Source organism: Oleiphilus messinensis, assembly GCF_002162375.1.
GTDB lineage: Bacteria > Pseudomonadota > Gammaproteobacteria > Pseudomonadales > Oleiphilaceae > Oleiphilus > Oleiphilus messinensis.
On record NZ_CP021425.1, the window covers coordinates 3,345,973 to 3,371,044 of the forward strand.

Genomic DNA, 25,072 nt, shown 5'->3' on the forward strand with positions numbered 1-25,072 from the left:
TTCCTGCACCGGCTTAAGGTATGATGAATGAGCCATTTACAAATAGATGTGAGTATTCCCTATGCCAGAACAAGAACTTTCCGCTGAAGCTTTGGAGCTCATCGCCATGCGTTTCAAGATTTTAGGCGATCCGATGCGCCTGAAGATTCTGCACGCATTGCAAAGTGGTGAAAAAACAGTAGGAGAACTCGTTAGTATCGTCAATGCGAACCAACCTAATATTTCCAAACACCTCAGCATCTTGCGCACTGCAGGCTTAGTAAAACGACGCAAAGAAAGCAATTTGGCCTACTTTACGATTGGTGCACCGTTTGTTTTCGAGTTATGTGAGATCGTGTGTGGCGGGATTCAAAATGAATTAAACTCAATTCAACAGCAGTTTTCACAAGGTTAAAAAAAAGCAGCCCGAAGGCTGCTTTAAATGACTTTAGACTCGACTATAAAGACGCAGCGAGTTCTGCACCTTGTCGAATTGCTCGCTTGGCATCCAGCTCAGCGGCAAGATCGGCACCACCGATCAGATGGAAACGTGAGCCGTTTCTCTTGCTTTGTTTTTCCTCTCCCGGGAATAGTTCGCGCAGCGACTCCTGCCCGGCACAAATCACCACATGATCGACATCAAGTACCTGTTCTTTGCCATCGAATTCGATGTGCAAGCCTTCATCATCAATCTTTTTATAGGTTACGCCTGGCAACATATGCACGCCTTTGCTTTTCAGCGTCGCACGATGCACCCATCCCGAAGTTTTACCAAGATCCTTGCCGAGTTGAGATGATTTTCGTTGCAATAACGTAATCTGACGGACCGAAGCTTCCGGCTTGGCGGGCTCCAGGCCACCCGGTGCATCACTTTCTGGCGCACAGCCCCACTCTTTCATCCAGGCATCCACTTCTGCGGGCTTTCCATGTTCACCACCATGTGCCAGATATTCAGCAACGTCGAAACCAATCCCTCCTGCGCCAATGATAGCTACACGGTCGCCAACCTCAGCACCTTTTCGAAGCACATCGATATAAGACAGCACTTTCGGATGATCAATTCCCTGAATCGGCGGTGTACGCGGCATAACCCCTGTTGCGACAATCACTTCGTCAAAATCGCTGTTTTTTAGTTCCGCCAGTTCAACACGCTTACCCAACTCGACTTTTACACCGGTGTTATCAATCCGCTTCTGGAAATATCGGAGTGTTTCCCAGAATTCTTCTTTACCAGGAATCCGTGCCGCCATATTAAACTGGCCGCCGATACGGTCATCGGAGTCAAAAAGTGTGACATCGTGACCCCGTTGAGCAGCAACAGTTGCAGCAGACAATCCCGCTGGGCCGGCCCCGATAACAGCGACTTTTTTCGCAGAAGCAGCAGGCGTGTATACCAGTTCGGTTTCGTGACATGCACGCGGATTAACCAGACAAGAGGCCCGTTTCAGCTGGAAAGTGTGGTCGAGACAGGCCTGGTTACAGGCGATACAGGTGTTTATTTCATCCGCTTTGCCTGCCGCGGCCTTGTTTACAAAGTCTGCATCGGCAAGCATGGGTCGCGCCATAGAAACCATATCTGCTTTGCCGGAGCCGATAATATCTTCTGCAACGTCCGGTGTATTAATCCGGTTAGAGGCAATCACAGGGATGCTCACCTGATCTTTAATTACTTTCGTTGCATCCGCAAATGCGGCTCGGGGAACCGATGTCACGATGGTTGGCACGCGCGCTTCATGCCAGCCGATGCCGGTATTGATGATCGAAGCACCCGCTTTCTCAATTGCCCGTGCCATTTGCAGGGTATCCTGCTGGGTGCTGCCATCAGGCACCAGATCAACAACGGAGAGTCGGTAAACGATAATAAAATCAGGGCCACACGCTTTTCTGACTGCCGCAACGATTTCAGTAGGGAAGCGCATCCGGTTTTCCAGACTGCCGCCGTACTTATCCTTTCGTTTGTTGGTCGCAGGTGCCGTAAACTGATTTATGAGGTATCCCTCGCTCCCCATGATTTCAACACCGTCGTACCCGGCAAATTTAGCCAGTTTTGCAGACTGGGCAAAATCCTGGATCGTCTGTTCAACTTCTTTTGTCGACATCGCCTTCGGCTTAAAGGGATTTATAGGTGACTTGATTGCAGAGGCCGAACGTGACCAAGGTACATAACTGTAGCGTCCTGCGTGCAACAACTGCAGACAAATTTTACCACCCGCTTTGTGTACTGCGCGGGTCACCGGCAGATGACTTACAGCATCGGCATAATTGATCATGCTGCCGGAAAACGGATAGAACCATCCTTTACGGTTTGGATTAAATCCGCCGGTAATAATCAATCCCACACCACCCCGGGCACGTTCCGCAAAGTATTCCGCGAGTTTGGGGCGATGCCAGAGTCGATCTTCCAGTCCAGTGTGCATTGAGCCCATAACCACACGGTTCTTAAGTGTTGTGTGACCCAAATCTAACGGTGCAAGCATATGAGGATAAGCTGAAGACATGGTCTGGTTCCTTGGATAAAGAAAATAAGTTAAACTTGACAGCGTCAAGATACGCCGACATCTAGACACTGTCAAGATAGAACATCAAAAAAAGGGTATTTCGTGAGCAAATCGACCAACACAAGCAAAGCACAGGCCATAGACAAATCAAGCACTACAGGGAAAAAGTACCATCATGGTGACCTGCGCAGCAGCTTGATCCAGGAGGCCAAGGTCCTGCTCGCCGCAGATGGTGTAGAAGGTTTGAGTTTACGAAAACTGGCAGATCGTGCTGGTGTGTCCAGAACCGCCCCCTACCATCACTTTAAAGACAAACACGCGCTCCTGTGCGCACTCGCTGCAGAGGGCTTCGAAAAGCTGAACAGCTTCGTCAATACGGAGCTTGCCCATAACGACCCCAAGGTTGCCTTACCCAAGTTAGTCAGAACTTATCTGGAATTTGCCTACAAAGAGCAAGAGCAATATGACCTTATGTTTGGCCGCAGACTCTGGAAACTTGCTCAACCGACTGAGGAATTGCGAAACATTGCTTACGCCTGTTTCAGGAATTACGCGAAACGCATTACCGGTTTCTTAACCGGAACTCCGGACAAAGAAGCTCTCCGTTTGGCACAGGCAAGCTGGGGGACACTACACGGCCTGAGCCACCTGTTGATCGATGGCATATACATCGACTTAGCTGGAATGGAAGAAGTCAGTGAAATTGCAGTGGGCATTATGTTGAAGTCGCTGCAAGGTAAAGGTTGATTCACCTCAACCCTTATCTCTCCGGGAATCGATTCAAAATCAGGTGCCACAAACTCCCTTCGCGCACGATCCGAAAACAATGCGCCCGGTGATCGAACTCAGACACTGGAAACGTGCAGGCTTCTACTTGTTTTTTAAATTCAGCGTCCGCTGGTGATAAGTAATAAGTCATTGTTATTCCTCGCCTGAATAAACAATTAGTTTCATTTAACGTGGGTCTTGAACAACACCTCTAGCCATCTCAAATCTTCGGGGCCTAATCCTGCTTTGGTGTGCATGGATTTATCATTGACTATATCGCGATAGCAGTGATAAACCGCGGCTTCTGTAAGCGGCCTCCAGCGTTCGTTTCCCAGTTCAGGTATGCTGCCATCGGCCAAATTCGGGTCAATGAGAGGATCATGTTCTGCTTCTGTAGTTCGCAGCATCAATTCAAGCTCTTGCAAAACCGGATTTACAACTCTTAAAGTATCTACTTCACTGAACTGCTGTAAAACTGATGCTTTTGCCAAACGCGCCTTTTGGTTAGCTTGCGATTTGGCAAGTTTCTGTCCCAACCGCTTTAATACATGTTTACTCAATAAACCACCCACACCCGGCACCAAAGCCATTGCTGCGATCCTGGCTCCAACCAGAGGATTCAGTATCGCTACGGCACCGGCAATCAATATTATCCCGCAGGTTAGTTTCAAATGGATTGAGTCAATGCTTTCAGCCAGTCGTTCCAACGCGTGCTTTTTGTGCTGAGCTCTTTCATCACAGATTTCCACAGCACATCCCACCATGTACTCTCGTAGTGCCGCTTCAAAATGGGTGTTCGGAAGATGAAAGATACGCCTTTTTGGCAAATCATTTACACCCGGTACCGAATTCGGCAAATATCTCATGGTTTGTAACTTAAACCCGGTTTCCGACAGTAAATAAGGAATTACAAAATAGTGCCTTTCATCGTACTGGCCTTCAGAAGCATTTTCTTGCCTGACTCTATTCGAATTATCGCTAATTTGATCCATAAACTCCCTAATACTCAAAACCTTGCTAACACAGGATCCGACCACAGCTTGTCGAAAATTCCAGACTATAATAAATGCGGCACTATTAAGTGAACATAGGTATTTGAAGCCGTATCTTGCGGTATTTCCTGACGCGCTTCTCATATTAATACGCGCAGGCGTTATTTTGGCATACGTGTAACGTAAACTAACAATCTTTTCCCCCCAACCACTTGAGCCAAGAAACCGATTAACGAAAGTGGCTTTTAAAACTAAAGGATACTCGATTATGAAGCGAATTTTATCTGCTGTTGTGACTACTTTTCTTGCAACAACAGTTAACTCAGCACCTATCATCTTTTTTGGAGAAGATCTCAATAACTCAAGCTCTGTTCCACTTGCATCGACACCCAATGCAGATTCCGCTTTCGGGGATTTTTCCAGTAATTTGACTGGTGTAAGTACTGAAGATTTTGAAAGCCAGGCTACAGGCACCACCAGTTCAATATCTTTGAATTTCCCTGGCTCTGCCGGGTCAATAGGTGCGACACTAACCGGTTCTAACATGGCCATTAGAAGCGTACCCGCAGGGTCAACGACTGGCGCGGGCCGCTATCCAACTTCTGGAACCCAGTTTCTGGAAGCGAATGCAATCGACTTCACTATCGATTTTACTCAGGCAATATCTGCATTCGGTTTTTGGGGTGTTGATATTGGAGATTTCGGCGGAACCGTGTCTTTGGACCTGATCAATGGTGGAACACAAACCATTCAGGTGCCAAATACCCAGGGCTCAGGCGGAAGTACAGATGGCTCCGTTTTATTTTTTGGTTTCTTCGATTTGAATGATTCATTCACGAGCATCACATTCGATATCACTTCATCTGGCGATATTTTTGCCTTCGATGACATGATCATTGCAGACGAAGGCCAAATTGTTGTAGACCCGGTCAATCCTGTACCCGCTCCTGCTACTTTCGCACTGATCGCAGCGGGTTTATTGGGGATGCGCCAATATTCCCGCAAGAAAAACTAATCAAATATTATTTTAAGGGGGCGAAACGCCCCCTGAATGTTTTCGCCGCTACGGCACTGTTCTCTTATTAAACACCGAACCCATGAATCTTATCGCGGTCATCAATACAATCATTCAGGCAGCAAATCATATCAATCAAACCGAGTGATGTATCCAAAAGAGGCTGTATCTACACTCAAGATTGAAGCGTTTGTACCCACTCACATTGATTGGCAATACTTCGATACGAACTCATTTACGCAACTTCGACTTGGCTTGGTTCCCAGCGATGACTTGACACTAAAGCTAGAAGCCATTACTCAAATGCTTGATAACGAACAAATGGTAATACGGGAAGTTTTGGAGAGCTTAATTATTAAGTACCAGTCCCGACGTTGGGACTCAGGGCGGCATGTAGCTAAAGGGTAAACAATCTACCGAACGGTAGAAGTGATTACCCCTTGAGTTTCTAGCAATTAACCTTCTTTTTTTGTCTAGGCGCCAGAAATGCATTATCAACATCATAAAGCGTTTCATGATTTTGAAGCCAAAGCTGAAACTCGCCCCCCTCCAAACAATGGTCTGGTGTAGTATCTACATTCCATAACCTCAACCAGTAACCAACAGCCGCAGCCCTAACCAATTTGGTCAATACCCCATTATCCATGCCGTATTCTATTTTCAGCGCTTCTGGGTTTTTTAAGTTTTCTGGATTTGGATGCGGCACTAACTCAAGCTTAACAAACCTGAACCATTGATGGTCATTCTCGGCGACCTCCTCTGGTTTTATGTCAATATTCTCCTCTTCAATTGAAATGACACGTCCTAGAACAAAGTCCCCAAATTGTGATTTTTCTCGATCATATACACGTGCATGCCACCGCAACCCGTTATCAACCAGTGAGTGAGGCACAACTACACGAGTCTGTGTTGAATTAGATGATGCATAACGAATCTTAATCGCTCGTTTACCACTCATCGCCCTTGTAAACGCAGATATGATGTTAACTGAAGGTAGTGAAAGCCTGGGAGGACACAGAACACCATCTTGACCATCAATTTCCAAGGACCCAAAAGTGCTCTTATTTCTCAACTTACCGAAAGCCTCTTGAGGACTAATGGCATACACATTTGCAAATGTGTCAGAACTAATATCCCAGTGCTTTTTACTGTCGTTGTATTGAATGTTCTGCTCTGCCATCTCACGATAAAAACGAAAATCTCTAGTTGCTGCCGCTTCACTCACACCAAATTGTGACGCAACATCTTGACGTGTGACCCAGCCTTTAAACTGTAACAAGAATTCAATGAATTTCAGTCTTTCTATCTGGGCTTTTTTAAAATCTTTATTTTTATCCATACCTCCCCCAAAAACATAAACAAAAACAAAAACAAAAACAAAAACCCTCACATCATCATTATTTATAGTTTACTTCATCATTTTGTCCATGTTAAGCTTACATTTGAGCAATAAATGCTCATTTCGATTAATTGTTAAACGGAGAAATTGCAATGGCAACAAATCCACCCGCGGGAGATGGCCACAGAAAGGGCGCGGTTAGAAAGCGCTCTCAAACACAAACAGCATCAGGGCATTGGGTCAAAAGAGACACCAAAACAGGTAGGTTTCTAGACGTAAAATCTGATGGTAAGAAATTTAAAGGAGTCCGAACAGAAAAATAGGCGCTAGTTTAAACCTAGAGCCTATCTTATGGAGATTGAGTTTCCGCTTCGCCAAAAACGTAAACTCAGGTTATATACCAGAGGTCTCAAGCCTCAGAGGCATACAAAGTAAATCATCTTCAGGTTAGCTTCTGTTTCTCCATTTTACAAGAGATCCCTCTGTCACTATTGAGAGGTATGTCTCATGAGCAAAGCAAAAGTGGTTCATGTTGTTTCCTATCTTCGGTTCAGATTGGGCCGATGGGAAACAGTATGTGCTCATTGGCGATCACAGCCAAGCTAAGAGTTAAGACTGAAGGTAGAGGTTTTACCTTCAGTCTTCCTTTTCCAAAAAACAAAAATGGTGATGACTTCCCCCACTTTAATCAAGTGCTTGAGTCGCCGCCCTATTTCAACTCATAAGATGATTTAATGGTGAAATATGCAATTTAAAAAGAAACTTAAAAAATCAGGGGGCAACGCCATGATTGCCCGCATCGTCCTACTACTCGACATCATTTATTTCCTGATGTCGTCCATCAAAGGTCTTTACTTAGCCACACTTGATAGTATTTGGAAATTGGTAATGCTAATCAATGACGGCCTAAATACGGTTATCGATTGGAGTTATTTTTTTCCAATCGACATTGCTTGGGAAAAAATTCCGGCAATGCCTCTGCAAGGCTCTCACATCGACTTGTACAGCGTCATGATTCCACCAATATTGGTCGCTATGTTTTGTGCCTTCTTTATTCATGATTACCGCGCCTTAAAAATCAAATTTCACGAAATGAAGGCGGAAATTGAACGGGAGATTGCACTAAAGGAACTGCGGGAAGAAGCGGGTCTTCATCCAGTCCCTGAAAATGCTACTATTGATATTTACATCGACAGACTCGACAACACAGATCCAGCTTGGTACGAAACCGGTTGGGGGCAGGTGGCAATCGGCGTAGCTATCACTGCAATTTGCGCTTTGATTGGTCTTAACTAATGAAAAACATACCGAGAAGCAATGCAAATAGCGCGTGCTTTTTCGGATGATTATCTTTTTATATATTCGATCTTTTGAAGTAGCTATCCAGACAGAAGCTTAGTCCAGCCCTACAGGAGTAAACAGAGCCCCCTTTGGCAACTCAATAACACCATCACGCATATCTTTTTCCAAAAGAGCTAAACTATTATGCTTCCCTAGTATTTCCATCAATTTTTCAGGCTCATTAGGATAATCTCCTGTTTTAGAAAAATTCACCCAATCCTCTATTTTTCGACCTAGAAATTCTTCCAGTGATGAAACCAGCATATCCAGAGAATTAAACTCTGCCTCATAACCAGGGTTTATTCCTTCATCAAGGTTGTAAGGATTATAATCAATTTCAACTACGAACCCAGGCCGAATCAATATAGTTCTAACCCATCCGGGATAATCCTCACAAAGGCTCTGATCTACAATAACCGACTTAAACCTGCTAACTTTTAGATAGTTTAAAATTTCATCTTTAGTCATTATAATTAGCCCAACTCTATTTGCACTTGCATGGTGGCTCATTTTGATTACTTTGGTAATTCGAGCCCTGAGTTAACCTTTTCTTCTCTTCAAATAATTGCTCTTTTGATTTAGGTTCATGCTTTCCAATATCAAAGCTTAACAGGACACCCACGTAAAACCTTGACCTCCCCCTAAAAAACTGTATATTCAAGGCGCTGTTTGTATCTAGTGTTGTTATTTATACAGAATTGCCAGCTTCAACCACTCTATTTGAGATCTTTTTCTGGTCTCAAACAACCTCATCCACCCAAGATAATTCTCGAGATAGTCAGTACCGACACCGTTAAATCGCTTCATCCATGTTTTCAGCCTTGATATATAGTTGTTCACATTTTGAATATGAAACTCCTTTCCAATAATCCGGTTCTTATCTAACGCAATGAGTCGGTGGTGGGCTATTTTCTCTTTCTCCGCAAAGGTTTTATACCAACTTGCCCCGTCCGTACAAAATACTGAATCGCTCTCCACAATAGGCTTTAAACTGGAATGAATTTGCTCTTTTCTGAGCTCACCAAATACAAAATCATGAACGCGACCTCTCCGGTCTCGAACGATCAAGACAGAAATCTTGTCATCCTTATGTTTGCGGTTTCCTTGTCCTCCACGGCGTCTAGGAGCTCGATGATGAATGGTTCTTTTACCTTTATATGACTCTGAAAAGAACGTTTCATCAGCTTCTACGACACCATTTAAAGTTGGGACTTGAGTTTTTGTTGCCATCTTGAGAAATCGATGTCGCCACCGAAATGCTGTAGTCAAATCAACTTCAATGCGCTTGGCAACTTTTCTAAGCGGAAGACTGTCTAGCATGCAAAGTAAGTGATCGAGCCATTTATGTCGATTGTGTAGTCTTGCTAACGGCGTTCCTGTTAGGCCATTGAAGGTCTTCCCACAATCTTCATGCTTACATTTGTATCGCTGGAGACCATTTGCTGATCCCCATTTTTTTATATCATTGCACCCGCAGTGACGGCAGAATTGGTTCTGTGTCGAACACTCAATAATTGATTCAACGTGGGCATCCGGAGGTTTGATAGATGGTCTCTGAGGGCTTTTTTTTGACTATGAGGTAAGTCAGCTATCTGTTTCTCAAGACTATGAAAATCATTTGCTTTCATCGGCTTAACCTGTACAAAAAATAGATATACAGCATTTTATACAGGTTTTTCTTATTTAAAACAACATTAGATACAAACAGCGCCATATTCAACCAGACAAAACTCTCTTCAACGGAACTGAAGACATGCCCAAACCAAGGAAAGTCCAGATTTCACTCGACGCAACGCCCTACTATCACTGCATTTCCCGCTGCGTACGCCGCAGTTTTCTCTGTGGTGTCGATCAATATAGCGGTAAAAGCTACGAACATCGCAGGCAGTGGATCGAGGATCGATTGATCCTGCTGGCGCGTACCTTTGCAATAGATGTTTGTGCCTTTGCGGTCATGTCTAACCACACCCATACGGTGCTTCGAATCAATCAAACAAAAGCCGAGAGCTGGAGCACTAAAGAGGTTGTTGAACGCTGGCATCGCATCTACGCCGGAACAACGGTCTCCAAACGTTGTTTATCCGGTGATACATTGCTCGAATGTGAGCTTCATCATCTCCACAGCCTGGCTCAGCGCTGGCGAGCGCGTTTACAGGATATCAGCTGGTTTATGTGAACCCATTGCGCGCGCAGCCAATCAGGAAGATCAATGTACCGGGCGATTCTGGGAAGGCCGGTTCAAATTTAGCGTAATTCGTTGTTTGTAAACTATGAGTGGGTGTCCGGTGTCTTACAGTCACCAACTCAGGTTTTCAATATCTCTGTAAGCCGACAACACGCGAACCAGTTCAAGTTCCCGGGACTTTACCCTGTAAAACAAAATGTAGTTACCAACAGGAAAGCTTTTAAGACCCTCGCATAAATTCGATCTATTAACCCCCATTTCCGGGCTTTCAGACAAAAGCAATACAGCATCATTCAACCTGTCAAGGAACCTGTCTGCATTAACGGGCTGATCTTCCGCCACATGTAACCAGATCTCTATCAAGTCTTCTTCTGCTTTTGGGGCCTTAATCAGCTTCAACACTAATCCTTTTGCTCCCTCATCGCGCGAGCTTTGGCTTTTACATCGTCCATATCTAACGCTGACCCTTCGCCTCTATCCAGCTCGTCAATGCCTTCCTGGAGGTCTCTACGCAACGCTTCCATCTTCATTTCTTTTATTGCATCCCGCTCTTCTAGCAAACGGAGTGCTTCTCGCATCACTTCGCTCACTGAGTTGTACATACCGGCCGCCACCTTTTGTTTTACAAAACTTTCAAGCTGTGGTGTAAGTGATATATTCATATATCGTAACCTATGCCTTTATGTGTCGATAACAGCCTTAGTTTAGCAATCTTTAGCAATGATTGTTATTGTCTTTTTGCATTGCCTTGCTCAGCGCTGGCGAGTGGGTGTCCTGCTTGTCGTTGGCTAAGATACTCTCGAAATACGTCGTTAATGACTGGAAAGATGAACTGTGCCCCCCTGATCACTTGTAAACATATTTACAATTCCAAGTGCAAAAGCGGATAAGCTTTACCCTGCCCATCGGTGGGAGAGCGTCCCTTGACCGAGAATCCAATGTGTTTATAGAACCCCAGTGCCATCTGATTCTGCTCATTAACATCAACTTTTGTAGCACCTTGGTATTTGATCGCATGTTCCATCAGTATTTTTCCTATCCCTTGTCCACGCACATCGGGTGAAATAAACAACATTTCAATGTTGCCTTCATGGACACCGCAAAATCCAAGTATTTCACCGGTATTACTTTTAACGCACCGTAATGCCACTGCATCAAAATACTGGTGCAGGATTAAGGGCTTTAAAGCCTGCAAGTCTGATTCTAATAAAAAATCATGAGTCGCTCTGACCGATGCTTCCCATATTTGTATCAGCTTGTTGTAGTCACTTTTCTCGACAACATCAACTTTCATAACTTTATTTGCCCCCAAATTTATACACATCTTGTGCGTGATGTCTTTCCTACTGATCCTGCGTTATTCAAAAACAAGAGAGGCACAACTGACATAGGGTTGTCAGTGAACTCCATAAAAATACCGTTTTTACAACAGACACATAGAGTGGAGAAAACACAGTGCAACCGAACAATATCAATATCGCAGTATGGTTTGAATTACCCGTGACAGACTTTGCGCGAGCCGTAACCTTTTATCAGAATATTTTTGGTTTCGAAATCGTCACAATGGAGTTGGCGGGGTTGAAACAAGGTTTATTTCCCCATGATGAAAAATCACTTGTGTCTGGAGCGATTGTTTGTGGTATGGATTACAAACCTTCCAAAGATGGCAGCATGGTTTATCTAAACGGTGGCGACGACCTCTCGAACGTTTTAGCGAAAGTAAGCACCGCAGGTGGCAGTGTACTGCTACCGAAAACTCACTTGGGCGAAGAGATTGGTTATATTGCCCATTTTCTTGATAGCGAAGGCAATCGAGTGGGTCTTCATTCCATGCAGTAGGCCTGCTTCTCGGTATAACAAGGACGTTATCCGCACCATCATCTTGATGTCGTCGCCAAAAGGCAACCCGCACCTAAGAAGGTTGAGCCAAACACCTTACCTAATAATTTGCCTGAAACTGAATTGTGCGTAGCTTTCGTTCTTTGTGCCAGCAGCGCATAAGCGCACAAACACACGAAAGACAAGATCATAAAACTGAATACAAACAAAAGAAACTGAGGTAACAATGGTTCGGAAACCACTACGAATTGCGGAAATAGTGCGGTGGTAAAAATAATGGCTTTGGGATTTGTCAGCGCCACAAGCACACCTTGAAAGTACAAATTCAAGTTGCCAGCTTTTTTCTTCTCGAAACAGTTTAGCTCGATCTTCCCTACCCCATTACGCCAAAGTTTGAGCCCCATGTAAATCAGATACAACGCGCCCAAGACTTTCACAACAGTAAACGCAACTGCGGAGTGAAGCACCACCGCACTTAACCCCAGTACTGAAAAACCCGACATAATGAACAGCCCGGAAACATTCCCTAGAGCGGTTACCAGAGACGCCTTAAAACCAAAAGCGATGCTATTTACCGAAACGAGCAGTACAGCTGGACCGGGTGTCGCGGTGGCTATCAATGCAATCGAACAAAAAGCGACCCAACTTTCAAATTGCATCTCTTACTCCCAAGCTAAAAAGTGACTTAATAACTGAAACGCATACTTATTCACCGTCGTTAGGCGCTCCGCTACTGCACTCAAGTGAAGGGCAGCGACTCAGTATGATACATTGGTGCCTAGATCAGAAGTGTAAATTTTGTCTGACAACTAATCAAACCGCTCGGCAGAGCGTTTTAATTCTCGGGCGGTTTCAGCGACTTTTTCCGCTGCACGTTCCAGTTCAATGTAAACGGCAGAATCGATTGCAGATTCGATGAGCAGTTCCAGTTCTGCGAAATGCTTTTCGCCGATGTGCTCAATACCGCTACGGCTGATTTTTTCTTTGAAAGCCGCGACCACATTTCGTGCGTGTTCGGTTTGACTCTTTGACATAATGCTCTCCCAAGAGCTTGTAGACTCGGATTTATCTGTTTAAATAGCCAATACGGTTATAGAGGCTATTCCGTTTCGGGGCCTCTGCTCACTACATGTTCATCCTTTTCATGGATATCAGCAGCGCATCCCACGAGCAATGGATCAGGCGCGGTTGCTACGTCTGTGATTTTGCCCGGGTAGTTGACCCGGCTAAGCACATAGCGCATGGTATTAATGCGAGCCCGCTTCTTGTCGTCTGATTTTATGACCGTCCAGGGCGCATCAGCAGTATCGGTGTAGAAGAACATATCTTCCTTGGCTTTGGTGTAATCAGACCACTTATCGAGGGAAGCCAAATCAACCGGGCTGAGTTTCCACTGTTTCAGGGGGTCGTTACGCCGTTCCTGAAAACGACGGAATTGCTCTTCCCGGCTCACCGAGAACCAGAATTTAAAAAGCAGGATACCACTGCGAACCAACATGCGCTCCAAATCCGGAGTTTGACGCATAAACTCGAGATATTGCTTTTCATCACAAAAGCCCATGACGCGCTCAACCCCCGCACGGTTGTACCAGGATCGGTCAAACAGGACAATTTCTCCAGATGAGGGCAGATGTTGGATATAGCGCTGATAATACCACTGCCCCGCTTCAGTCTCGGTTGGTTTTTCCAGTGCGACGACACGGGCACCACGAGGATTCAAGTGCTCCATGAAGCGCTTAATGGTACCGCCCTTACCTGCTGCATCCCGGCCTTCGAATATGATTACGACGCGCTGACCGGTTTCTTTCACCCATTTCTGGAATTTCAACAATTCAACTTGCAAATCCTGCTTTTGTTTTTCATATTCTTTACGGGTTATTTTATCCGTATAGGGGTAGTAACCATGCTTGAAGATGTCTTGCTTGGTTAAATTAACCTTGGCGGCTTTTGATTTTTTACCCTTGGCGATATCAGCCGCAACCTGCTTCATATTTTCTGGAATGGTTGGTTTTTCTGAATCCACCTTTATCTCCTCAAAGTCTACGCTTGTCGTCGCTCGATCCGGAAACCCAAAAACACTATCTCATACAGCATAGGGCTCCAGCTATGATACACATCATTAAAAAGCATAGATGTTACGATCGGGCGAAATCAACTTGCCCTGAGCAATGGGCGCAGTCGACGCGAATTATTCAGTTCGTCGTTAAAAATAAATAGCTTGCACATCCTTGTTAATCTCCAGACAATGGTGCTTGGTACTTGTTCCGAAATATTATAAATCCCCATGTCTGATAAAAAACTGAAACTCTATTTTAAGGCAATTCTTGTCGGCTCTATCTCTGCTTTAATCGTCCACACCATTGCTCAGCGCGTTGACCCGGTTATCGTGGCCGAGCTGGTCGATGGTGGCAAGTACAGTGGTGAAATGCAAGACCACAAAATTCATGGTGAAGGCGAAATCACATGGCCAAATGGCGACCGGCTTAAAGGCCAGTTTTTGCATGGTATAGCAAATGGCAAAGGCCAGCTCACTCAAAGCGATGGCACAACGTATACCGGTGAATTTAAAGACGGTGAGATGCACGGACAAGGGAAGATCAAGTTTGGCAATGGTGACTGGTACAAAGGAACCTTCAAGAATAACGAGATGACTGGGCAAGGAAATTGGCATACTGCCGATTTCGATTATCGGGGAAGTCTGAAAAGCGGCAAATTTCATGGTCAGGGAGAAGCGCACTTCGCCTCCGGTGATCGCTATATTGGTCAATTCAGAGAACACGAATTTGAAGGTATAGGGGTTTATACCACTGCAGACGGAGAGAGTTACAGCGGCGAATTCAAAGATAACCAGTTCACCGGCCAAGGTACCCATCAAAACACTGACAAGACCATGACTTATGTGGGTAGTTTTTTGAACTGGCAATACCACGGAACGGGTACCTTAACCCAGATAAATGGCGATCAATACAGCGGCGAGTTTCAATATGGCGCCCTGAGCGGCAAAGGCACGATTATTGATGCTTCAGGCGCATCTTATGAGGGAGACTTGGTGGATTGGCGGTATCATGGTGAAGGGACCTACGTTTCTGCGGATGGTGACCAGTATCATGGCGGATTCAGCAATGGTCGATTCGACGGGAAAGGTTCCTATACGCTTGCTAAACCAGTGGATGGTATCGAGCAGTACACGGGCCGCTGGCAAAACGGCGAATTAATCGATGCTTCAGAAGAGTCATTGATCTATAACCAAAAACACGCGAATGAGGCACTGCTCTACATCCAATCCAATTTGCTGGAAACCGCGCTAAACCAGATCAAGGCGAATAATCCTGAACTTCAGGAACTTTACTTCATCGGTATTGGCGGTGATGGGCGGCAAGAGGTATTCCGTCGCGAAGTGGAATACGTTGAATCACTTTTTAAACAAAACCTGACAACCGAAGGTCACAGCGTATCCCTGATCAACAGTAAACGCACCTATGACAGGATTCCCATGGCAACAAACACCAGCGTGAAGCGAACGCTGGACAAATTCGCAGCAACCATGGATCGGGAAAACGATATTCTTTTCCTGTATCTGACCAGTCACGGCTCACGGGATCATGATTTCTTTCTGAATCAGCCAGGTATGCCACTACCAGATTTAAGTGCAACAATGTTAGCACAGCATTTACAATCACTTTCCATTCAACATAAAGTGGTGGTCATTTCTGCCTGCTATTCAGGCGGTTTTATTCCGTTTCTGGATGATGGAAAAACCTTGGTCATCACTGCAGCGCGGGAAGATCGGACCTCTTTTGGTTGTGATGATCGAAATGATTTCACGTTCTTTGGTGAAGCCTACTTCAAAGAAGGCATCGCAAAGGGTCTGAATTTCACCGAAGCCTTCGAGATTGCCAAACAACAAATTGAACAGTGGGAAACAGAGGAAGGTCTGGAGGCCTCTCACCCCCAGATTAAAGCCCCGGACCAATTAGCCATGAGGCTGAATAAATGGTTTGCAGAAAAAACGTCCCCGGTCAGGTTAGTCGAAGCGCGTTAGCGTGTGTTCCAATATCGAGATAACACGACCCATGCCGGTATCAATTGCAGCTTGAATGTCATCCATGGTGATAATCTCTTCCGTTTTACCGGCTGCCCAATTCACGATTAACGCAATACACGCATAATCAATTCCCAATTCTGCCGCCAATACGGCTTCAGGCATACCGGTCATACCAACAATATCACAGCCATCTCTCTCCAGACGGACAATTTCCGCAGCGGTCTCAAGTCTTGGCCCTTGGGTACAGGCATAGACACCAAAATCACTGTGGGGAACATCCAAAGCAATTGCTGATTCCAGCAGCGCGGCGCGCAGTTTTTCAGAATAAGGATAGGTAAAATCAATATGTTCAACGCCGGTTTGTCGGCCATCGTAAAACGTATGTTCACGGCCGTAGGTATAATCAACAATTTGATCCGGGATTGTGATGTGAGCAGGCCCCATTAAATCGTGAATACCGCCGACCGCATTTACGGCTAATATCGCTGTCACGCCCAACTGTTTCAAGGCCCAGATATTGGCGCGATAATTTACCATGTGCGGCGGGATGGCATGTGGATGGCCGTGGCGCGCCAGGAACAGGACTTGATGGCCATCCAGTATGCCTCGTTTTATGGGCGCGGACGTTGGCCCGAATGGTGTATTGACCTGAATATCATCCAGCAGTGTCAACCCTTTTAACTCGGTCAACCCGGTACCGCCAATTATTGCTGTAATATTGTCTGCAGTGTCTAATGCAGCTTGACTCATCCAACTTACTCCAAAAGTCGTGAATACTTTATTTGTGGCCAGACCCGCTGTTACAGGGTCTAGCACTGATAACTTTCTCTTTTAACCAGGTTATGATACTTGGTGCACAGGAATCCCGGTAAAGAATATATTGAACAGTAGAGCCCTTAAACGACTGGGAGTACATAGAAATACATCGCAAAATAGTGACAAACACTGCCGCCTATCACGAACAAGTGCCAAATGGCATGGTTGAACGGCACATGGTCACGCCAGTAGAACACTATCCCTACGGTATAGATCAATCCACCAAGTAGAATGAGTCCGAACCCCTCATTACTCAATGCTGTTATCAAATCAGAACCGGCAAAGACAGCCAACCACCCCATTACAACGTAAGTTAAAACCCGTAGCGCCCGGAATTTATTACCGTGCGCCACCTTTAACCAGATTCCAATCCCGGCTATAAGCCAGACTGCGGCAAATAATACCCAACCCGTCGTGCCACGCAAATTTACGAGCAGTATTGGCGTATAGGTTCCTGCGATGAGTAAGTATATCGCGCAGTGATCCAGTAGTTTAAAAAATTCTTTGTGAGGGGGATGCTGAAACGCATGATAGAGAGTAGATGCAAAATAGAGAGAAAACAGGCACAAGCCATAAATGGAGAAACCCACGATTTTCCATGGGTCACCCATTTGCACGGCATAAACAACGAGATATACCAGGCCGACCAGGCTCAGCACTGCTGCGATGCCATGGGTCAGACTGTTAAAAATTTCTTCTTTCAGTAAGGCAACTCGGCTGAGCAAGTGTTCAATATCATGCTCTCCTTCATTGTTCGCTTTCAATTTGATGTCCTCTGAACCGTTTCCGTTATCGTGGTTTTATAAATCGAGCGCTCTTCGATCTTCTACTAACTATCGATCTTTGCGAGCACACGAATTAGAAATTTCAGCGAACAACTGTTCGCTGAAACGGATGTTACCACAAGGGTACCACGCTGTTAAAGCGACATTATTTTGCTTGAATCTGCTCACCTATCCGTTGCGGAGACTTCGCATCTGGCATCGCTGGTAACGACTCATCACTGGAATTTTCATTGAATAAATGAATTGTCGAAGTAGGAAACGCAACCTCCGCACCATGGTGGAGGATAATATCCATCACTTTTAACAATACGTCCTGTTTCACCTCATGATATCGAATCCAGTTCGTCGTTTTGGTGAAGGTATAGATAAAGAAATCCAGAGAAGAAGCTGCAAAGGCGTTGAAATTCACAATCATCGTCTGCGATGTATCGATCTCATCATGCTCCTGCAACATTTTCTTAACATCTTGCAAAATCAACTCTACGCGATGGGCATCCTCATAACGAACTCCAATCGTTTCGTAAATTCTCCTGTGCGTCATCCTTGAAGGATTCTCTACTGTAATATTGGTAAATGTTGCATTTGGCACATAGATCGGGCGTTTTTCAAATGTCCGGATGCGCGTTGTGCGCCATCCTATGTGCTCTACTGTCCCCTCGATCTGTTTATCGGGCGAACGAATCCAGTCTCCCACTGAAAACGGCCTGTCCATATAGACCATGAGACCACCGAAAAAGTTTGCAAGTAAGTCCTTTGCTGCAAAACCAACAGCAATACCACCAATGCCCCCAAATGCCAACACACCTGAAATCGAGTAACCCAGTGTTTGCAATACAACGAGCACTGCAGTAATGATGACTGAAGCTCTCAGAAGTTTACCGACTGCAGAAACAGTGGTTTCATCCATCGGCTCTTTGAGCTTTTCGGGAGAAACAACAATTTTCTCCGTACCGCTGATAAAGCGGACCAGAAACCAGCTAAAAATATAAATTACGGCAATTTGCCGGATAACCGTGGTGATTTGGAATAGCTCGGAATCCGCATAACCTTCGCCAATTTCCGCAGCGAGTGATAGCCCCATGACCCAGACAAAGAGCTTCGCCGGTGGTCGCGCTGATTCCAGTAAAGTATCATCCCAGAGATTTTTGGTTTTCTCCAACTGCGTGCCCAGCGTTCTGAAAACACTCCCCAGGATCAGATTTACCACTCCGGTAATCAACACCACGGTGAAAATCAACAGTACAACCCTTAAACCGGGCTGATGAACACCTAGCCCCATCAACCATTGATCAAGTTGATTGAATTCCACGAATCTTCTCCTCCTGCCGTACAGTCGCTTTTGTGACCGGTAATTAATTTAAAGAATCGAGGATTTTCCGGGCCTGAATCCACCGTGGCGATTTCAATAAGTCGTCCCAGTGATAGTTACCTTGACCGCGCATCCGCTCCAAAGTCGGGTTAGCCGTAAAGCCTTCGTGACGCTTAAGGCCCTCGATAACCTCCAGCGCACCATCGCGATTGTTGCACACCAATGCCATATCACAACCGGCCTCAAGTGCTCGTAACGCTCGCTGATAGTACGAACCCGCAAACTCGGCACCAGCCATTGAAAGGTCATCGCTGAATATAACACCCTGAAACCCGAGCTTTTCCCGCAGAACGGACTGCAACCAGAACGTTGAAAAGCCAGCCGGATTGGGTTCTATTGAAGCGTAAATAACGTGTGCCGGCATAATCGCATCCAAGTGCGACTTAACCAGGTTTTTAAAGGGTAGAAGATCCCATTGTTCAACCTGTTCAAGCGTTCGATCATCCACCGGGATTTCCAGGTGAGAGTCTGCCTCTACACTACCGTGGCCGGGAAAGTGCTTCCCGGTAGCGGCCATACCCGCGCTGTGCATACCTTCAATCCAGGCCCCCGCAAGCTTGACCACCGTATCAGGGTCTGTACCAAAAGCCCGATCACCGATTACTCTCGATAAACCTTTTTCAATATCCAGTACTGGGGCAAAACTGAAATCGATCCCCACGGCTCTAAGTTCCGCCGCCATCAACCACCCAGTAGTTTGCACCATTTCGATGATAGAAACCTGCTGACTGTCATCTGTATCTTTGGCTGCAGTCATTTTTTCAGCAAAAACGGACATGGGCGGTATTTTCGAAAACCCTTCACGGAAACGCTGAACACGACCGCCTTCATGATCCACAGCAATTAACAAGTCGGGGTTAATCGCCCTGATTGAGTCAACCAGTGCGACAAGTCGTTCTCGGGTTGTATAGTTACGGGCGAATAATATGACACCGCCAACCAAAGGCTCACGTAATATTTTTTCGTCCTGTGATTGCAATTCGTCGGATTCAATATCCAACATAACGGGACCGATTGGCATGAATTTTCCTCAGTATCTGGACTGGATAACAACAATAGTATTTTGACTGGATAACAACATTAGTATTTAAACTGGAGAACAACCTTAACTTGTTCAGTTTGAGAGACTTGCCACAATAGATGGAGAATAGGACTGAATTCAGCTTCTTTCAAAACTTAACTTCTACTCAATCAAAACACACAAACCCAGCTGCACACGCTCAAATAACGCGACAACCTCTGTGTTGCGCATACGAATACAGCCATGGGACAGGGGCACCCCCATTGGTTCGGTATCGGGCGTACCATGTATGTAAATATAGCGCCGCATTGAATCGCACTCTCCTAAACGATTTCGCCCAGGTTCACACCCGCTTAACCACATGATACGGGACAATATCCAGTCTCTCTCTGGAAAGCTGGCCGCGAGTTCAGGGTTATAAATTTCGCCGGTTAGCCTGCGCCCCACGAATACAGCGTTTAAGGGTGCACCCGTTCCGATTTTAGCCCGAATAACATGTTTGCCCCGTGGCGTACAGCCGCTACCCGAGCGCTCTCCAGCTCCGTTTTTCGCAGTCGAAATGGAGTAGACGGTTTCAAGCCCGTTTGAATCTGTGTAAAAGAGCTTTTGTTCGGCAATTGAAACCCGAATAAACGGGTGAATAAGAGAAGTGGTGGCCATAGATCAGGATTTCTGCTTCATTATTATGATAAATAAAACAGTTTACCCTGATCCAGGTATTTGCGAAACCGGCTCAGGAAGGCCGGCTACCTGAGTCACGATCACTGCGGACGACAGCTTTATTGTTTTCATTGACCACCAGGTGTTGCTCCCCTGCGGGAGCGGTGATACCCGCAGCCAGGAAGGGTACAAGCCGGTTAACAATATCAACCGTTGTTGTCTCGACACCAATTTCGTTTTTAAGGATGTCGCTCAATGCATCACTACTGGACATTGTAAAAGCAACTGACCCCAGCATAAACTGAATACGCCAGAACCGGTCGATGTTACTCAGTTCCGGTGTTGCTTCTTTGATCAAGCGCATAAAACGTCTGAATACACGACTGTATTCCGTTTCCAGATAGCGACGCAAGTGTCCTTGTGATTGCGTATACGCCAAGCCCAGTAAGCGCATGAAGATTGTCAGTCCGTGACGGTTACGGGTCGGAAGCGACACAATCGTCGTGGTCATAATACGCAGCAACTCTTCGACGTCCGGAGGTGAGACTGCATTTTGTTCCCGGTTATTGAGCTCTTTCTCGAACATCACACTGAAAGGTGACAGAAATCGTGAAAATACAGCTTGGATTAATGCGTTTTTAGATCCGAAATGATAATTTACTGCAGCAAGGTTTACTTTTGCCTTACTGGTTATCATACGCAATGATGTTTCAGAGAACCCCCGCTCTGCAAACAACACTTCTGCCGCATCAAGAATGCGATCTACAGTATCTGATTGCGCCATTGTAATTCTTTTACCCCATCAAACGTTTGTTTGAAACATACGTTTGATGTATCGCTATGTCAAGTTTTACTCTCATCGAAAAGTAAACAACTTAAAAATACAATTGCTTTAACTGACAATAACCAGAAAACAAAAAACCGGAGATTTTACCCTCCGGTTTTTTTATTTTCTCACAACCCTATGGCCTCAGATCAAAGGTTGTAACCCGTCTCTTCGTGATCATGTATATCCAACCCTCCAACTTCGCCTTCGGCACTGACTCTCAGGGAAACTAAGAACCCGACAAGCTTCAGTATTAACCAGGAAGCTACTGCGGTATAAACAATCGCCGCGACAATCCCGATCAACTGAACTTTGATCTGCCCCCCCATTGAACCCGCAGCTTCACTGAAACCGTAGCCACTAAAAATACCCAGTTCCGTGGATGCGAAGATACCGACCATAAAAGTACCCAGAATCCCGCCAACGCCGTGCACCGGGAAAACGTCAAGAGAATCGTCTATTTTCAACGTACGTTTGATAAATTGTGTTGCAAAGAAACACACCGCACCAGCGCAGATACCGATCACCAAAGCACCCGCCGGACCGACAAAACCTGATGCTGGCGTGATCGTTCCCAAACCTGCCACCATACCTGTTGCTGCGCCCAAAGCACTCGGCTTGCCAAATTTGACCCACTCAATACCAGACCAAACCAAAACACCAGCCGCTGCAGAAATGTGTGTTACCAGAATCGCCATCGCCGCGTCACCGTTGGCGCCGAGCGCGCTGCCACCATTAAAGCCGAACCAGCCCACCCAGAGCATGCCCGCTCCGGTTACCGTCATCGTCAAGTTGTGCGGTGGCATTGGAGTTGTTGGAAATCCTTTACGGGGACCAAGAACCAGGGCTGCGACCAAAGCGGCAACACCCGCTGTAATGTGCACAACAATACCACCGGCGAAATCATAAACACCCAGCTCAGCGAGCCAGCCGCCACCCCATACCCAATGGGTAATTGGCACGTAAACCACAAATAACCAAATCGCACTGAACAGCAACACAGCAGAAAAGCGCATACGCTCAGCAAAACCACCCACAATCAACGCGGGAGTGATCACAGCAAACGTCATTTGGAACATTGCAAAGAGACTCTCAGGGATATCCCCCGCAAGCGTATCTTTACCAATACCGGCAAACATGACTTTGCTGAAATCCCCAATAAAAGCATTACCTTCTGTGAAAGCCAGGCTGTAACCCGCTATAAACCAGAGCAGTGACATAACACCGGCGATGGCAAAACATTGCACCAAAACAGACAGCACATTTTTGGTGCGCACCAGACCACCATAAAACAATGCCAGGCCTGGCAGGGTCATAAACAATACTAACGCGGTAGAAGTCAGTATCCATGCGGTATTGGCACCATTTAAACCATCATCAGCCCATACACCCGTGGCGAACAACGCCAAAATTATCCCAAAGAGACTTTTTTTAACCATTTTACTTTCCTGAGTTTCGAATTTCGGTGATTCGGGCACATACAGGATTACACCCGATCACGCACCATTTTTTACCACTTAAGTTCTTGATGCACCATTTTGCCCCATCAAAATATCCATTGAAATACGTAAGATAGAAACAAAGAATCACAAAGTACTTTTATTTCAGACAATTACGCATAAAAGGGGCATGTCCTAAATTGGTGCTGTAAAAATCGCGGGGATGGTCAAGCAATTATCGAACCAATATGGTGCTTATGCCACATATTGGCACTTTCACGCACCACTATTGCACACCAATACAGAGACAAAAATAGTACCAATAAGCGGGTTGTGAGCTTTTTAATACACGACGAGCAAAACATGCTCCGGGGATAGGGATATTCACGCTATATTTTTGCAGGGAGGTCATCTACTCCACGGGCCTGGAGCTCACGATGTTTTTCAAAATATTGCGTTTTCAAGCTGCTGTAGGCTTTCTCAGCCTCCAGAATTAACATGAGGTAAAGCCTAATATGGGCTTTCCGTTTTAGATACCTGAACAGTTTTTTGTTTCTGGACTGCAACATTATTGCCTGGTACTGAGGTTTCGCGAGGGCTGCATTATATTCGCTTAAATCCGTGAATTTCCAGACCAGCCCATCGTTTCCTTCAAGCAGACGAATATGATGTAACGCCCGAAACTCTAATTTGCGGCGTTCCTGCATCAGCTCACTATACCGGGGAACCGTGAACAATAGATCCCGGACCACATCAACCCAAAGACTCAGCAGAACAAATAATGCCCCCAAGGCACTTCCTGCAATCCACGCAGGCAAGTAGCCAAAGGCTCCAAACAAGAATATCGTAAACAAAATAACACAGGATACAATCCAGGCATCACGCCTACGCCTGGCATACACGATCCCCGCATTGTCAGGGTAATCCGGCATATCGAGCCAATCGTAGTTCGCCATAACAACCCCTTCACAACGCTTCAGCAGGCTAAGTCGTTCTAATTGCTTGTTTCGCTCTTTGAGTTGCTCAAGGGTATAACTATTGTCTGCTGTATCACGGCGTTCAGGTGATTTTGAATTCGTGGATTTATCCAAATCCACACCGGTAATCGAATCCGAGTGAGCGGAATCGATCTTATTTTCACTTGGTTCGTTGTTTTTTCGCGAATTTTGGCGATCTATATCAATTCCCGCAGCGCCAAAAGCTGTTAGTGTTTTATCTGAGGTGTTTTTCCCGGCCGAAACCGCAGGCAAAGACTGATCGGGAACATGGATTTCAGTCTGTAACGTGGATGCATTGATCCTGCTTTGTTTTTCCTGTTCCTCTAGTGCCATGGAAACTCTCAAAAACGGACTGGAAATTTGACTTCACACCACGACTTGAATGCGAAGATCGACCTGACCCCTTGGATCAGACCCTCTTCGAATCCTGGTGCGCATCTATAAACATCATAGACATTTTGCAAGCCTGGAAATCGGATATTCACCGACACTTCCGCTTATAACTTACTCAGTTATCGGCCATTTTGGCCAATACTTTACAATTGATTACAACTTGGACGCGTTAAATATTACTACAGCTAGAAGCAATATACTGCACCGACAATAAGCGGATAAGACTGGCCCCAACGTTATGAGAAGCGTAAGCTAAACCTTATCTCCCGACTAAAAACATAATAATGAGGTACAGAGATGACATCACCAAAAATACTCGTTCGAGATCATATGAAGTCTGCCGCCTACACCTTCGCACCCACTACATCAGTGGAAGAGGTGGTTAAGACACTGGTCAAAAACAAGATAATAGGCGCCCCGGTAATCGACGCAGACAAAAAGCTTCTCGGTTTTATCACAGAACAAGATTGCCTGAAGCAAATACTGAATGATAGCTACTACTGTGAAGACCGGCAGAATGCCGAAGATATAATGCGCAGCAATCCGCTGAGCGTGTCACCAAACGATGACATTATGAAACTGGCTGAAAATATGACCCAAAAACTCCCCAAGATTTATCCGGTGGTAGAAGAAGGCCGGGTTATTGGTCTGATAACGCGCCACGAGGTGCTAAAAGCGTTAAGCCTTGCACGCGTTCAAGTGTGCTCAACCAAATAGCGCGCCAAAATCGGCCTCAATACTTGCGTCCCGATCAGTTTTTGGAT

General features: G+C 45.7%; 25 protein-coding genes and 2 pseudogenes. 8 read left to right on the plus strand and 19 right to left on the minus strand.

Annotation, left to right across the window (positions count from 1 at the left end; genetic code table 11):
* Positions 1-61: 61 nt before the first annotated feature.
* A complete protein-coding gene (locus OLMES_RS14575; protein WP_087461938.1) occupies positions 62-394 on the plus strand; it encodes an ArsR/SmtB family transcription factor in 333 nt (110 codons plus the stop codon).
* A gap of 43 nt (positions 395-437) precedes the next feature.
* On the opposite strand, the gene OLMES_RS14580 is transcribed toward OLMES_RS14575, so the two are convergent.
* A complete protein-coding gene (locus tag OLMES_RS14580; protein ID WP_087461939.1) occupies positions 438-2,477 on the minus strand; it encodes an NADPH-dependent 2,4-dienoyl-CoA reductase in 2,040 nt (679 codons plus the stop codon).
* Between the two features lie 102 nt (positions 2,478-2,579).
* Here OLMES_RS14580 and OLMES_RS14585 point away from each other — a divergent pair, with 102 nt between their 5' ends.
* Positions 2,580-3,224 carry a TetR/AcrR family transcriptional regulator gene (locus OLMES_RS14585; protein ID WP_232465109.1) on the plus strand — a complete coding sequence of 215 codons (645 nt, stop codon included), beginning with the start codon at positions 2,580-2,582 and terminating at the stop codon, positions 3,222-3,224.
* Positions 3,225-3,427: 203 nt separating this feature from the next.
* Here OLMES_RS14585 and OLMES_RS28345 read toward each other — a convergent pair whose 3' ends face one another.
* A complete protein-coding gene (locus tag OLMES_RS28345) occupies positions 3,428-4,630 on the minus strand; it encodes a hypothetical protein (RefSeq protein WP_198342986.1) in 1,203 nt (400 codons plus the stop codon).
* Between the two features lie 151 nt (positions 4,631-4,781).
* On the opposite strand from OLMES_RS28345, the gene OLMES_RS28350 reads away from it, so the two are divergent.
* The gene (locus tag OLMES_RS28350; protein ID WP_198342987.1) at positions 4,782-5,252 is read left to right on the plus strand and encodes a hypothetical protein; all 471 of its coding nucleotides are present in this window, start codon (positions 4,782-4,784) and stop codon (positions 5,250-5,252) included.
* 448 nt (positions 5,253-5,700) lie between these two features.
* On the opposite strand, the gene OLMES_RS14605 is transcribed toward OLMES_RS28350, so the two are convergent.
* Positions 5,701-6,591 carry a WYL domain-containing protein gene (locus tag OLMES_RS14605; RefSeq protein WP_087461942.1) on the minus strand — a complete coding sequence of 297 codons (891 nt, stop codon included), beginning with the start codon at positions 6,589-6,591 and terminating at the stop codon, positions 5,701-5,703.
* Positions 6,592-7,335: 744 nt separating this feature from the next.
* On the opposite strand from OLMES_RS14605, the gene OLMES_RS14610 reads away from it, so the two are divergent.
* On the plus strand, positions 7,336-7,887 hold the full coding sequence (locus tag OLMES_RS14610; RefSeq protein ID WP_087461943.1) for a hypothetical protein: 552 nt from the start codon (positions 7,336-7,338) through the stop codon (positions 7,885-7,887).
* A 99-nt stretch (positions 7,888-7,986) separates the two neighbouring features.
* On the opposite strand, the gene OLMES_RS14615 is transcribed toward OLMES_RS14610, so the two are convergent.
* Together OLMES_RS14615 and OLMES_RS14620 are read right to left on the minus strand one after the other, a co-directional pair.
* Positions 7,987-8,400 (minus strand): hypothetical protein, encoded by a 414-nt coding sequence (locus tag OLMES_RS14615; RefSeq protein WP_198342988.1) that lies wholly within the window; start codon positions 8,398-8,400, stop codon positions 7,987-7,989.
* Between the two features lie 216 nt (positions 8,401-8,616).
* Positions 8,617-9,560 (minus strand): annotated as a pseudogene (locus OLMES_RS14620) (IS1595 family transposase).
* 125 nt (positions 9,561-9,685) lie between these two features.
* On the opposite strand from OLMES_RS14620, the pseudogene OLMES_RS14625 reads away from it, so the two are divergent.
* A pseudogene (locus tag OLMES_RS14625) lies at positions 9,686-10,175 on the plus strand (transposase); the annotation flags it as partial.
* A gap of 53 nt (positions 10,176-10,228) precedes the next feature.
* Here OLMES_RS14625 and OLMES_RS14630 read toward each other — a convergent pair.
* The 3 genes from OLMES_RS14630 to OLMES_RS14640 form a co-directional block, all read right to left on the minus strand.
* On the minus strand, positions 10,229-10,519 hold the full coding sequence (locus OLMES_RS14630) for a type II toxin-antitoxin system RelE/ParE family toxin (protein ID WP_087461947.1): 291 nt from the start codon (positions 10,517-10,519) through the stop codon (positions 10,229-10,231).
* Positions 10,519-10,779 carry a type II toxin-antitoxin system ParD family antitoxin gene (locus OLMES_RS14635; protein ID WP_087461948.1) on the minus strand — a complete coding sequence of 87 codons (261 nt, stop codon included), beginning with the start codon at positions 10,777-10,779 and terminating at the stop codon, positions 10,519-10,521. The genes OLMES_RS14630 and OLMES_RS14635 overlap by 1 nt, the downstream gene beginning before the upstream one ends.
* Positions 10,780-10,979: 200 nt before the next feature.
* Positions 10,980-11,411, minus strand: a complete 432-nt coding sequence (locus tag OLMES_RS14640) for an acetyltransferase (protein WP_087464492.1) — start codon at positions 11,409-11,411, stop codon at positions 10,980-10,982.
* Between the two features lie 161 nt (positions 11,412-11,572).
* Here OLMES_RS14640 and OLMES_RS14645 point away from each other — a divergent pair, with 161 nt between their 5' ends.
* Positions 11,573-11,956 (plus strand): VOC family protein, encoded by a 384-nt coding sequence (locus tag OLMES_RS14645; RefSeq protein WP_087461949.1) that lies wholly within the window; start codon positions 11,573-11,575, stop codon positions 11,954-11,956.
* 38 nt (positions 11,957-11,994) lie between these two features.
* Here the strand turns inward: OLMES_RS14645 and OLMES_RS14650 are convergent, their stop codons facing one another.
* The 3 genes from OLMES_RS14650 to ppk2 all read right to left on the minus strand — a co-directional run bounded on the left by OLMES_RS14650 (position 11,995) and on the right by ppk2 (position 13,979).
* Positions 11,995-12,615, minus strand: coding sequence for a LysE family translocator (locus OLMES_RS14650; RefSeq protein WP_087461950.1), 621 nt, complete (start codon positions 12,613-12,615; stop codon positions 11,995-11,997).
* Positions 12,616-12,765: 150 nt separating this feature from the next.
* Positions 12,766-12,990, minus strand: a complete 225-nt coding sequence (locus tag OLMES_RS14655; protein ID WP_087461951.1) for a hypothetical protein — start codon at positions 12,988-12,990, stop codon at positions 12,766-12,768.
* 65 nt (positions 12,991-13,055) lie between these two features.
* Positions 13,056-13,979, minus strand: coding sequence for a polyphosphate kinase 2 (ppk2, locus tag OLMES_RS14660; protein WP_232465110.1), 924 nt, complete (start codon positions 13,977-13,979; stop codon positions 13,056-13,058).
* 261 nt (positions 13,980-14,240) lie between these two features.
* On the opposite strand from ppk2, the gene OLMES_RS14665 reads away from it, so the two are divergent.
* On the plus strand, positions 14,241-15,998 hold the full coding sequence (locus OLMES_RS14665; RefSeq protein WP_087461952.1) for a C13 family peptidase: 1,758 nt from the start codon (positions 14,241-14,243) through the stop codon (positions 15,996-15,998).
* On the opposite strand, the gene OLMES_RS14670 is transcribed toward OLMES_RS14665, so the two are convergent.
* The 8 genes from OLMES_RS14670 to OLMES_RS14705 form a co-directional block, all read right to left on the minus strand.
* Complete coding sequence (locus OLMES_RS14670; RefSeq protein WP_087461953.1) at positions 15,981-16,751, minus strand: S-methyl-5'-thioinosine phosphorylase; 771 nt, start codon at positions 16,749-16,751, stop codon at positions 15,981-15,983. The two genes, OLMES_RS14665 and OLMES_RS14670, sit on opposite strands and share 18 nt — an antisense overlap.
* Before the next feature lie 146 nt (positions 16,752-16,897).
* On the minus strand, positions 16,898-17,581 hold the full coding sequence (gene trhA / locus OLMES_RS14675) for a PAQR family membrane homeostasis protein TrhA (RefSeq protein WP_232465111.1): 684 nt from the start codon (positions 17,579-17,581) through the stop codon (positions 16,898-16,900).
* Positions 17,582-17,747: 166 nt separating this feature from the next.
* On the minus strand, positions 17,748-18,911 hold the full coding sequence (locus OLMES_RS14680; protein ID WP_232465112.1) for a mechanosensitive ion channel family protein: 1,164 nt from the start codon (positions 18,909-18,911) through the stop codon (positions 17,748-17,750).
* A 43-nt stretch (positions 18,912-18,954) separates the two neighbouring features.
* Positions 18,955-19,992, minus strand: coding sequence for a beta-N-acetylhexosaminidase (gene nagZ, locus OLMES_RS14685; protein WP_232465113.1), 1,038 nt, complete (start codon positions 19,990-19,992; stop codon positions 18,955-18,957).
* Between the two features lie 162 nt (positions 19,993-20,154).
* The gene (locus OLMES_RS14690) at positions 20,155-20,652 is read right to left on the minus strand and encodes a L,D-transpeptidase (protein WP_087461954.1); all 498 of its coding nucleotides are present in this window, start codon (positions 20,650-20,652) and stop codon (positions 20,155-20,157) included.
* Between the two features lie 73 nt (positions 20,653-20,725).
* Positions 20,726-21,436, minus strand: coding sequence for a TetR/AcrR family transcriptional regulator (locus OLMES_RS14695; RefSeq protein WP_087461955.1), 711 nt, complete (start codon positions 21,434-21,436; stop codon positions 20,726-20,728).
* A 191-nt stretch (positions 21,437-21,627) separates the two neighbouring features.
* On the minus strand, positions 21,628-22,917 hold the full coding sequence (locus OLMES_RS14700; protein WP_087461956.1) for an ammonium transporter: 1,290 nt from the start codon (positions 22,915-22,917) through the stop codon (positions 21,628-21,630).
* 389 nt (positions 22,918-23,306) lie between these two features.
* Positions 23,307-24,248 carry a hypothetical protein gene (locus OLMES_RS14705; RefSeq protein WP_087461957.1) on the minus strand — a complete coding sequence of 314 codons (942 nt, stop codon included), beginning with the start codon at positions 24,246-24,248 and terminating at the stop codon, positions 23,307-23,309.
* Positions 24,249-24,605: 357 nt separating this feature from the next.
* On the opposite strand from OLMES_RS14705, the gene OLMES_RS14710 reads away from it, so the two are divergent.
* Positions 24,606-25,025, plus strand: coding sequence for a CBS domain-containing protein (locus OLMES_RS14710; protein WP_087461958.1), 420 nt, complete (start codon positions 24,606-24,608; stop codon positions 25,023-25,025).
* Positions 25,026-25,072 lie beyond the last annotated feature (47 nt).

Excerpts from the sequence above, each read along its gene's own strand:
- OLMES_RS14695 (WP_087461955.1), bottom strand. The coding sequence starts at position 21,436 with ATGGCGCAATCAGATACTGTAGATCGCATTCTTGATGCGGCAGAAGTG.
- OLMES_RS14635 (WP_087461948.1), bottom strand. The coding sequence starts at position 10,779 with ATGAATATATCACTTACACCACAGCTTGAAAGTTTTGTAAAACAAAAG.
- nagZ (WP_232465113.1), bottom strand. The coding sequence starts at position 19,992 with ATGCCAATCGGTCCCGTTATGTTGGATATTGAATCCGACGAATTGCAA.
- OLMES_RS14610 (WP_087461943.1), top strand. The coding sequence starts at position 7,336 with ATGCAATTTAAAAAGAAACTTAAAAAATCAGGGGGCAACGCCATGATT.
- OLMES_RS14665 (WP_087461952.1), top strand. The coding sequence starts at position 14,241 with ATGTCTGATAAAAAACTGAAACTCTATTTTAAGGCAATTCTTGTCGGC.
- OLMES_RS14655 (WP_087461951.1), bottom strand. The coding sequence starts at position 12,990 with ATGTCAAAGAGTCAAACCGAACACGCACGAAATGTGGTCGCGGCTTTC.
- OLMES_RS14700 (WP_087461956.1), bottom strand. The coding sequence starts at position 22,917 with ATGGTTAAAAAAAGTCTCTTTGGGATAATTTTGGCGTTGTTCGCCACG.
- OLMES_RS28350 (WP_198342987.1), top strand. The coding sequence starts at position 4,782 with ATGGCCATTAGAAGCGTACCCGCAGGGTCAACGACTGGCGCGGGCCGC.
- OLMES_RS14690 (WP_087461954.1), bottom strand. The coding sequence starts at position 20,652 with ATGGCCACCACTTCTCTTATTCACCCGTTTATTCGGGTTTCAATTGCC.
- OLMES_RS14605 (WP_087461942.1), bottom strand. The coding sequence starts at position 6,591 with ATGGATAAAAATAAAGATTTTAAAAAAGCCCAGATAGAAAGACTGAAA.
- OLMES_RS14710 (WP_087461958.1), top strand. The coding sequence starts at position 24,606 with ATGACATCACCAAAAATACTCGTTCGAGATCATATGAAGTCTGCCGCC.
- OLMES_RS14650 (WP_087461950.1), bottom strand. The coding sequence starts at position 12,615 with ATGCAATTTGAAAGTTGGGTCGCTTTTTGTTCGATTGCATTGATAGCC.
- OLMES_RS14615 (WP_198342988.1), bottom strand. The coding sequence starts at position 8,400 with ATGACTAAAGATGAAATTTTAAACTATCTAAAAGTTAGCAGGTTTAAG.
- OLMES_RS14575 (WP_087461938.1), top strand. The coding sequence starts at position 62 with ATGCCAGAACAAGAACTTTCCGCTGAAGCTTTGGAGCTCATCGCCATG.
- OLMES_RS14670 (WP_087461953.1), bottom strand. The coding sequence starts at position 16,751 with ATGAGTCAAGCTGCATTAGACACTGCAGACAATATTACAGCAATAATT.
- OLMES_RS14705 (WP_087461957.1), bottom strand. The coding sequence starts at position 24,248 with ATGGCACTAGAGGAACAGGAAAAACAAAGCAGGATCAATGCATCCACG.
- OLMES_RS14640 (WP_087464492.1), bottom strand. The coding sequence starts at position 11,411 with ATGAAAGTTGATGTTGTCGAGAAAAGTGACTACAACAAGCTGATACAA.
- OLMES_RS14580 (WP_087461939.1), bottom strand. The coding sequence starts at position 2,477 with ATGTCTTCAGCTTATCCTCATATGCTTGCACCGTTAGATTTGGGTCAC.